Here is an 8,829-nt window from a genome sequence, read left to right as displayed (position 1 = left end):
GCTGACCAGAATCACGCACCAAGTCTCACGTGCGTTCGACTTGAATTATATTTTTCTATAAATTTAGCAGGATTAGAATGACGAAAAAATTATCTTATACGTTGTGTAATAAAAAGTAATATCAGGAAGAAGGAAAGTGCAAGATGTGGGGCTATCAAATTGTATTAGGAATATTGGGGCTATTATTTGGCATTGGTGTCGCAGCTGGTGTGTTTGCACTGGGAGCAAGTCTAGGCATGGTGCCACGTATAGCCGGAAAAACAAGTGTAGCCGCATATGTGCCGGCACTGGAAAACGCACTGATCTTTGGCGGAATCTTTGGATGTATTCTGGCAATTTTTCCGCAGCTTCCGTTTCAAGTCGGCTTATGGTTCCTTGTGGTTTATGGATTGGCATCTGGTGTATTTTTAGGCTGCCTGTCGGTGGCTCTGGCAGAAGTGCTAAATGTATTTCCTGTATTGTTTCGCAGAGTGAATTTGAAAAATGGACTTGGATTTTTGATTACGGCTTTTGCAGTAGGAAAGACAGTAGGCGGTCTGGTCTATTTTTTATGGATCGCATAAGAAAAACAAAAATTAGAATCTGAAGGGTGGTTAACATTTTGAATGATAATAAGAAAAAAACAAAATCAGATTACAAAAATACGCCGAGAGAAGAGCTGATCCGGGAAATTTCAAAAGCAGAAGATGCAAAAACTGAGGAAGAAAAAGAAGCGCGGAAAAATGCATACGATGCTTATGTCAGTCAGGTAACACCAACCTACAGTTTACCTTTGAATATGCTGAAAGCTTTTCTGGTTGGAGGTATTATTTGTTGCATTGGACAGGGAATCACGAATTTTTGCCTGAGTCGTGGCATGGATACACTGACCGCAGGAAAGTGGACGAGTCTGATTCTGGTACTGATCAGTGTGGTTCTTACAGGATTAAACATTTATCCGACCATTGCAAAATTCGGTGGCGCCGGTGCACTTGTGCCAATCACAGGTTTTGCGAATGGTGTGGCAGCGCCTGCTATTGAGTTTAAAAAAGAAGGTCAGGTGTTTGGTATCGGAAGCCAGATCTTTTCTATTGGCGGACCGGTTATTTTGTACGGTATTTTCACAAGCTGGCTGTTGGGACTGGTGTACTGGATCTGGAAAATTGTGCAGTAATATATATTTTTTTTTACACTGGATTTTCCCCTGAAAATATACTATCATGCTAGATGATGTATATACTAGATAATCAAAAAATAGTAATAGATAAAAGCGAGGGGACAAGTTGAATAACGATTTTTTTGGAACAGAGAAAATCTCAAAAATATTATTAAAAATGGCACCTCCGGTTATGCTGGCACAGCTGATTCAGGCGTTATATAACGTGGTGGACAGCTTTTTTGTTGGACGCTATTCAGAGAGTGGACTGACGGCACTCTCTATTATTTACCCGATTCAGCTTCTGATGATCGCATTAGCGGTGGGAACCGGTGTCGGCATCAACACAGAAATGGCGTACAACCTTGGAATCGGAAGAAAAAGAAGATCTGACGAGACGGCAGGTATCGGCACACCGCTTGCACTTTTGATGTGGGTGATTTTTGCGGTAGTCTGCTTCTTTCTGATGCCGGCATATGCGCGAATGAATACTTCTTCCGAGGAAGTCATTACAATGGTAGTGCTTTACGGAAGAATCGTTTGTGTACTCAGCATCGGACTGTTTCTGGAAAGTGTCTGGACGAAAGTGCATCAGGCAGAAGGAAATATGCGGACGCCGATGATCGCGCAGATTATTGGTGCAATTGTAAACATTGCGTTGGATCCACTTTTGATCTTCGGCTTATGCGGTCTGCCGAAAATGGGAATCGGTGGAGCTGCTACAGCGACGGTTGTGGGACAAATCGCGGCGGCATTGATTGTTATGAAAGGCGGTTTTCGTAAGATTCCAGCGCTTGTGGTATTCCCACACCAGATCAAGCGAATTTATAAACTTGGAATTCCAAATATTTTGATGCAGGCAGCGTACACTTTTTACATATTTGGCTTAAACCTGATTCTTGCAACATTCTCAGATCAGGCGGTAACAGTACTTGGTTTGTATTATAAATGGCAGGCATTTTTCTTTATCCCATTGGGTGCAATGCAGACTTGTATCGTGCCGGTGGTAAGTTATAACTATGCGGCGGGCAAATATGAGCGATGCAAAAAGACTTTGATGGTGGCAATCATATTCGGAATTGCGTTGATGATGATCGGCGTTGTTTTATTTGAAACTATTCCGGGACCGATGCTACATGTATTTTCACATGATCCGAAAGTTATCAGTATTGGTGAAGTAGCTTTCCGTTTTATTGGAATCAGTTTTATTCCACTGGTAAGTTCCCTGACGTTTCCTGTATTTTTCCAGGCGTTGGGACATGCGGTAAAAAGTTCGATTTTGACGATTATCAGAACGGTATTTTTGTTTATTCCGTTGGCGTACTTGTTTTCAAGATTTGGACTGAATTATTTCTGGCTCACCTTTCCGGTGACGGATTCTATCACAACGCTGGCAGGTTATCTTTTTTACCGCCAGTTTGTGAAAAAGACGATGCCAAAGACTATTATGGAATAGAAAAATGCGATTTTTAGAAGTGTGTTTTTTATGAAATATTATAGAAATCTATGAAAAGAGCATATAAGTTGAAACGGTTGCGTAAATAGATAAATACAGGCGATAAGATGATAGAATAAAAATATAGAAGTCCTTTTGGAAAAGAGATGAAAAAGTATATGAGTAAAAAACTGGGAATTATATCGGATACCCATAACAAACTTCGTCCGGAAGTATTGGAGATATTAAAAACCTGTGACTGTATTTTGCATGCAGGGGACGTGACAAAAGAAGAAATTCTTGATCAGATCCGTTTCCTTGGAAATCTGTACGTCGTGCGTGGCAATAACGATGGTGACTGGGCGAAAAATATTGCAAAAGTACTGAAATTTGAAATCAATGGCGTGAATTTTGTGATGGCACATGAGCGGCGGCATCTGATCGGACAGACGGAAGGTGCAGATGTGGCAGTATTTGGACATACCCACAAGTACTTTGAAGAACAGTCGGAAAATCTGCTCTGGCTGAATCCGGGAAGCTGTGGATATCCGCGGTTTGGCGGTGCTGTGACTATGGCAGTGATGCAGATGGAAGATGGTAAATATCACGTAGAGAAAATTGACTTTTCAGAGGCGAAGTGATAGGATTTATATTACAAATGTGAGTAGAAAAATATATCAGCAAAGAATGAAAATCCTTTGACTGATATATTTTTGACTGCAAGATTAAACTCAAGATTATGAAGAAAGAGGGAACATATTATGATAAATCCGGCAGCAGCTATGAAAGTAATGAAAGCAAAAAATCAGTTTGTAAGCAATCACCCGAAATTTGCGGCATTTTTCCGCAACGTATTAACCGGTGGCGTGCAGGAAGGCACGATTATTGAGATCACAGTGACCAGACCGGGTGAAGAACCGATGACAACAAATATGAAAGTTCAGCAGTCTGATATTGATCTGTTCCAGAACCTGAAAGATTTGAATGGCTGATTAGAATTGTGTGGATAGTCTGAAAGATTCAATTCAGAAGCAAATCCTGTTATAGCAGATGAGCGCATTTTTATATACAAATGTATGTGAAGGTAGAGTAGGAATGGAGACAGTGCAATGGAAATTCCGGAAATGTTAGATGAATTAAAGCAAAAGGCTCTGCACGATGAGAATTTACGGCAGGAGCTGCTTGCGACCAAAGAAGATCCACAACCGCTGACTGCTTTTTGCAGAAAATGTCAGGAGAATGGATATCCGATCTATGAGATGGAGCTGATTCTGGCAGGAGAAGAATTTTATGCCACGATGAAGCGGAGCACGAATGGCGGTGGAGAGAACTCACCGATGTTGGAGGGGGAAGATGATTTCTATGAACTGTTTTTTGCAGGATTATAGAAAAATCACGAAAGATAAAGGATGAAGCAAAATGTACACAATGGTTTTACTGGATGATGAAAAAATTGTTTTACAGGGTATTCAGAAAGTCTGCGAAAAGGAAGATTGCGGTTTTCTTGTAAAAGGTGCTTTTGTAGATCCGTTAAAAGCATTGGATGCACTTCCGGAGCTGAGACCGCATCTGATCATTACCGATGTGCGGATGCCGCAGATGGATGGACTGGAATTTGCAAAACGTGCAAAGGAAATTTTGCCGGAGAGTGAGATCGTTATTTTATCCGGATACCGGGATTTCACGTATGCACAGACGGCAATGAAGATTGGGGTGAGTGATTATCTGCTCAAACCGATCAAAAAGGCAGATTTTTCGGACATGCTGCACCGCATGTATGCACGTATTGAGGCAAAAAGTGGTCAGGCAGCTTATTATCAGGTGTTGGATGGCTATGCCCGTGGACTGGTTGGAAAAGAAGAAGTGGAAAATGTCGTATCATCTTCCGCAATGAAAGATGTCGGTCAGCGGCCGGGCATGGTGAATCCGGAGGGAGACCAATCAGCAACCAAAATCGTGCGGGATGCGCTGAATTATATTAAGAAGCATTATAATGAAAATATTTCTCTGACAGATGTAGCAGAGCATGTAAATGTGAATAAAAGTTATCTGTGTGACGTTTTTAAGAAGGAACAGAATGTTACGATCATTAACTATATGACCAATCTGCGGATTGAGAAAGCAAAGGAATTGCTGGTTCATACGGATATGAAGATGTATGAGATTTCCGTGGAAGTCGGTTACAATGATTATACGTATTTTTCGCAGATCTTTAAGCGGAACACAGGATCTACGTTATCAGAATTCCGCAAGAAATATGCCCGAAAATAATAAAAGAAGGAAGTCTATCGGAACCGATGTTGTCTGGTTCGATAGACTTCCGACTTCCTTTTTTGATTTATTTTTCTGTATCGTCGGCACGATCTTCCGTTTCCTGAGGTGCCGCTTTCTCTTTTTTTTGGATCGGCAGTCTGATGTCGCAGTAAGTTCTTCCACCACGGATAAAGTAAGACAGTCCATACTGTAAGCCACAGATCAACTGAATGCGGCGGTGAATATTTTGCACACCGTAGCTGTTTTCGTCAAAATCAAGCAATTCATGCTGACTAGCATCGAAATCCAGTAACTGTTCCATATGCTCCAGAGAAATGCGGGCACCATCGTTTCCAATTAAGATATGAAGTTCATATTTCTGGATCAGAACCTGCAGATTAATGGAAAATGGTTCATCCGGAGAGGTAATGCCGTGCTTGATCGCATTTTCCACCAGTGGCTGGAGCGTAAAACGCGGAACCAGAAAATCCCCGAAAGCATCTGGACAATTAATAGCGATATCCAGACAATCCTGATAGCGGAACTGTTGCAACAGCAGATAACTTCGAACATAATCAAGCTCCTGGGAAAGTGGGATAAACGAACTTTTGCTCTTGGTCAGACTCAGTCGGAACATATCGGAGAGCGCAGTAACCATTTCGCTGATCTCATCCTGATCGTTGGAAATTGCCATCCAGTTGATGGAGTCCAGCGTGTTATACAGAAAGTGCGGATTGATCTGACTTTGCAGCAGGGCAAGTTCAGCGTCTTTCTTTTCCAGATTTTTGACATAATTTTCGCGGATCAGGGTATTGATACGGGCAATCATCTGTTGATAGGAATCGTAGATCTGAATGATCTCAGCGGGCAGCCCTCTGGTATCCAGTGTTTTTTCTTCTGGTTGCGGTTTGCGTGGTGTATGCATGGAAAATGGTTCCGGTGTCATATTGCTGCGGTAATTATCCATGTTGTGTGCCAGATAAATGATCGGACTGGACAGTGAGGTGGATGTACGTGCTGCAAGGAAAAACAAGAGTACGATCATCATCAGTGCCAGCAGGATCGATTGCAGTAGGAAGATGGAGAGCGGTTCATCTACTTCATTAAAAGGTGTTGCCGTATAAATATACCATCCATTCTGAGTCACCGGCTTAATATTGATGACAAATTTCTGACCATTATGTGAAAGGATTGTTCCTGTTTCTGCTGGCTCCAGTTCATCCATTAAAAAAGAGTAATCATTGGAAACGGTGCTGCGCAGGATGGCTTTTCCGTCACTGTTTACAAGCCAGGTATTTGTTGTCTTGCCAAACTGGAAGCCATTTAACAGATCACAGAGATAGGAATCATCCAGATATACGACCATATAACCCAGTCTGGTGGAATAGTCTGTCGTGCTGTATACCGGTCTTGCCATCATAAGATGCTGTGGTTCTCCCTGATTGACTGCCGGTTGTGTATCCATTTCCGAAGCACCCGGAAAGTTGTCGCAGGCATCGTCATCAGAAGTGCTGGCATCATCTGTCACCGGGCGGTAATCCGGATTTACAAACCAGAGGAATGGTTCATTGCTCTCCCGCAGTGTGGCAAGCCAGCGGGAATGCAGGATCGTGTCATAATCAGAAATGCTGGTAAAAGCCTTCTCTGTGGAATACAGTGTCTGATTGTGTCCCGTTAAAACTACACAGTTGATATAGTCACGGTTTGCAATGAAACCATTCACATGGTAGGAAACGTCTGCATTTTGCGGAAACTGCTCACCGGAAGTACTGTCAGACAGGATCTGTTGAATCGCACTGTTAAAGATCATATCCTGCGACACGGTCTGGGTATTTTCCAGCAGGTTGGCAACATCACTTCGAATTTTTTCTGTGGCGGCTGCCTGTGAATTGATGACCGTCTGCTGGTAGTTTTGCGACAGCATCCAGAGAGAAATGCCGCAGATGATGCCGATCACCGGTGTGGCAATCCGGAAGATGGACAGCAGCAGCTTTGTCTGAAATCGCTGCGGACTGTGGTTGTGTTTTAACTTAAAATGTTTCTTATTCATGGAATTTTAACCCCTTAATCTCTGATAAAAAATAAACAATCGCTGAAAAATAATTTCATTATCGAAAATATAAATAAAATAAATATGAAAAGAAAATAAAATTTGTCTGTTTCATCCCATTTATTCTATCAGAAAACCGTACACAGGAAAAGAAAAAAAGTTTACAGGTAATTATTGATAAAAAATAAACAATTGTTTTGTGCACTATCACAAAACATATAAAATAGTTGTTTCAACACCTAAAAATAGTCAATAAAAAACGAAATTTCCTTTATATTTTTATGGGCACATTTTTGTATAATGAACGAGGTTTGAAAAAGTGCTTGTGAGTAATTACAAGGGCAAAGGGTTTTAAGTATTTATATTGGGAGGACAAGGAAAATGAACAAAAAATCCAACAAGGATTCAGTAGTCGCTTTCGGTGGCGCAGGCTGGTTCCACATCATCTACATGTTATTGATGTTCTGGTTCTATGTAGGTATGATCAATGATGGTAGTAACAACATTGCTGGAAACATTGCTGAGGCAATGGGAACAACAGCAGGTAACATTTCTAACTGTAATGCAATCGCAGGTGTTCTTGGTGTCATCATCTTCTTGATCGTTGGTGTTGTTAACCGTAAGATTGGCGCACGTATGATGTCAGGTATCAACTGTATCATCGCCGGTATCACTTACATGGGCGTTTTAAATGCTCCGAACACAGCAGTTTACACAATCATGATGGCTATCACATGTGGTACAATCATGTCCGCTGGTTACCTTTGCGGTGGTGTACTGGTTGCTAACTGGTTCCCGAAGAAAAAAGGTATTGTTATGGGATATACAACAATGGGACACAACCTTGCTACAGCAGCATTCGTTCCGTTGATCGTATTCTTAGTAGGTAAATTAGGCGTACATAAAGCAGGTCTTCCAATCTCTATCGCGGTTATCATTCTTGGTGTCGTTGGACTTATCTTCGTACGTAACACTCCGTTTGAGAGAAATATGTACCCGGATAACGTTTCCAAAGAAGTATACGAAGCAGAGTATGATACAGACGCAACAGACGATGGTGGCTGGACAACAGGTAAACTGTTAAAATGTGACCAGATCTGGATCGTAGCTATTGTAACTGGTGTATTCCAGATTTGTTCTGTAGGTACTATGTCTCAGATGGTAGGTCGTTCTACTTCCTTACTTGTATCTTTCGGTGCAAATGAGGCAACTGCAACTGTAACAGCTGTATCTATCATGTCTGTTTGTGCAGTAATCGGTGTTGTGGGATCTTTCTTAATCGGTGTGCTTGATCAGAAGATCGGTACAAAGAAAGCTATGATCTTCTTTGGTATCTGGTATGCATGTGCGTTATTATGTAACTTTACAAACACAAAAGCTGGTTTCTGGATTTCCATCATCATGATCGGTATCGGTATCGGTGGTTCCGCAAACTTTACAACATCTCTTCCGGCATCTGTATTCGGACGTCAGGGATATGACAAAGTTAACTCTGTACTGTTCCCAATCCAGGGTATCATTACAGCTATGACATTCGCTATCAACGGTTTCGTTATGAACATGACAGGCGGTAACGTACGTTACGCTTACATCATCGATGCTTGCCTTGCAGTCATCAACGTATTACTGATCGTATTCTTCGTAAAAGATCATAAATACAACAAAGATTGGCAGGCTGGAGAAGCTGCAAAAGCAAAATAATTTAATATAGGGTATTATATTGAAATGTTCAATCTGTGAAGCAGAAGTTTCGATAAAAAGTTAAGCAAAGGAGAAAGCGCCGTGTGGAAGTGATTCCATCGGCGTTTTTTCTTTCTGTGTATCGATATTTTTGTACTTGCATGAAATAGCTGCCTGTGGCATTATGAAAGATAGCATTGTTCCGCTTTGTTATGATTGAGACTTACATCAGATGGGAGATGACTCCCACCTCTATAGGTGGTGAGAAACAAGCTA

The 8,829-nt window shown here is 41.5% G+C and carries 9 protein-coding genes; 8 read left to right on the top strand and 1 reads right to left on the bottom strand.

Annotated features, from left to right (window positions below; genetic code table 11):
* Positions 1-143: 143 nt before the first annotated feature.
* From LG34_RS06495 to LG34_RS06465, 7 genes are all read left to right on the top strand, one after another.
* Complete coding sequence (locus LG34_RS06495) at positions 144-563, top strand: stage V sporulation protein AB (RefSeq protein WP_109215369.1); 420 nt, start codon at positions 144-146, stop codon at positions 561-563.
* Positions 564-601: 38 nt separating this feature from the next.
* Positions 602-1,153 (top strand): SpoVA/SpoVAEb family sporulation membrane protein, encoded by a 552-nt coding sequence (locus LG34_RS06490; protein WP_369694143.1) that lies wholly within the window; start codon positions 602-604, stop codon positions 1,151-1,153.
* A gap of 109 nt (positions 1,154-1,262) precedes the next feature.
* Positions 1,263-2,591 carry an MATE family efflux transporter gene (locus LG34_RS06485; RefSeq protein ID WP_242979819.1) on the top strand — a complete coding sequence of 443 codons (1,329 nt, stop codon included), beginning with the start codon at positions 1,263-1,265 and terminating at the stop codon, positions 2,589-2,591.
* A gap of 158 nt (positions 2,592-2,749) precedes the next feature.
* Positions 2,750-3,211: a metallophosphoesterase family protein gene (locus LG34_RS06480; RefSeq protein ID WP_109215368.1), complete on the top strand. Its 462-nt coding sequence runs from the start codon at positions 2,750-2,752 to the stop codon at positions 3,209-3,211.
* A 120-nt stretch (positions 3,212-3,331) separates the two neighbouring features.
* Positions 3,332-3,562 carry a hypothetical protein gene (locus LG34_RS06475; RefSeq protein WP_177957625.1) on the top strand — a complete coding sequence of 77 codons (231 nt, stop codon included), beginning with the start codon at positions 3,332-3,334 and terminating at the stop codon, positions 3,560-3,562.
* Positions 3,563-3,679: 117 nt separating this feature from the next.
* Positions 3,680-3,958 carry a hypothetical protein gene (locus tag LG34_RS06470; protein ID WP_109215367.1) on the top strand — a complete coding sequence of 93 codons (279 nt, stop codon included), beginning with the start codon at positions 3,680-3,682 and terminating at the stop codon, positions 3,956-3,958.
* A gap of 31 nt (positions 3,959-3,989) precedes the next feature.
* Positions 3,990-4,841 carry a response regulator transcription factor gene (locus LG34_RS06465; protein WP_109215366.1) on the top strand — a complete coding sequence of 284 codons (852 nt, stop codon included), beginning with the start codon at positions 3,990-3,992 and terminating at the stop codon, positions 4,839-4,841.
* A 67-nt stretch (positions 4,842-4,908) separates the two neighbouring features.
* Here LG34_RS06465 and LG34_RS06460 read toward each other — a convergent pair whose 3' ends face one another.
* Entirely contained in the window at positions 4,909-6,873 is a 1,965-nt protein-coding gene (locus LG34_RS06460) for a cache domain-containing sensor histidine kinase (protein WP_109215365.1), read from the bottom strand.
* A 381-nt stretch (positions 6,874-7,254) separates the two neighbouring features.
* On the opposite strand from LG34_RS06460, the gene LG34_RS06455 reads away from it, so the two are divergent.
* On the top strand, positions 7,255-8,574 hold the full coding sequence (locus tag LG34_RS06455; RefSeq protein WP_109215364.1) for an MFS transporter: 1,320 nt from the start codon (positions 7,255-7,257) through the stop codon (positions 8,572-8,574).
* The last annotated feature ends 255 nt before the right edge of the window (positions 8,575-8,829 follow it).

Source organism: Eubacterium ramulus, assembly GCF_003122485.1.
GTDB classification, from domain to species: domain Bacteria; phylum Bacillota; class Clostridia; order Lachnospirales; family Lachnospiraceae; genus Eubacterium_I; species Eubacterium_I ramulus_A.
The sequence above is the reverse complement of the archived record's forward strand: the minus strand, read 5'-3'. Positions and strand labels throughout refer to the sequence as shown.

Excerpts from the sequence above, each read along its gene's own strand:
- LG34_RS06495 (WP_109215369.1), top strand. The coding sequence starts at position 144 with ATGTGGGGCTATCAAATTGTATTAGGAATATTGGGGCTATTATTTGGC.
- LG34_RS06480 (WP_109215368.1), top strand. The coding sequence starts at position 2,750 with ATGAGTAAAAAACTGGGAATTATATCGGATACCCATAACAAACTTCGT.
- LG34_RS06475 (WP_177957625.1), top strand. The coding sequence starts at position 3,332 with ATGATAAATCCGGCAGCAGCTATGAAAGTAATGAAAGCAAAAAATCAG.
- LG34_RS06470 (WP_109215367.1), top strand. The coding sequence starts at position 3,680 with ATGGAAATTCCGGAAATGTTAGATGAATTAAAGCAAAAGGCTCTGCAC.
- LG34_RS06465 (WP_109215366.1), top strand. The coding sequence starts at position 3,990 with ATGTACACAATGGTTTTACTGGATGATGAAAAAATTGTTTTACAGGGT.
- LG34_RS06460 (WP_109215365.1), bottom strand. The coding sequence starts at position 6,873 with ATGAATAAGAAACATTTTAAGTTAAAACACAACCACAGTCCGCAGCGA.
- LG34_RS06455 (WP_109215364.1), top strand. The coding sequence starts at position 7,255 with ATGAACAAAAAATCCAACAAGGATTCAGTAGTCGCTTTCGGTGGCGCA.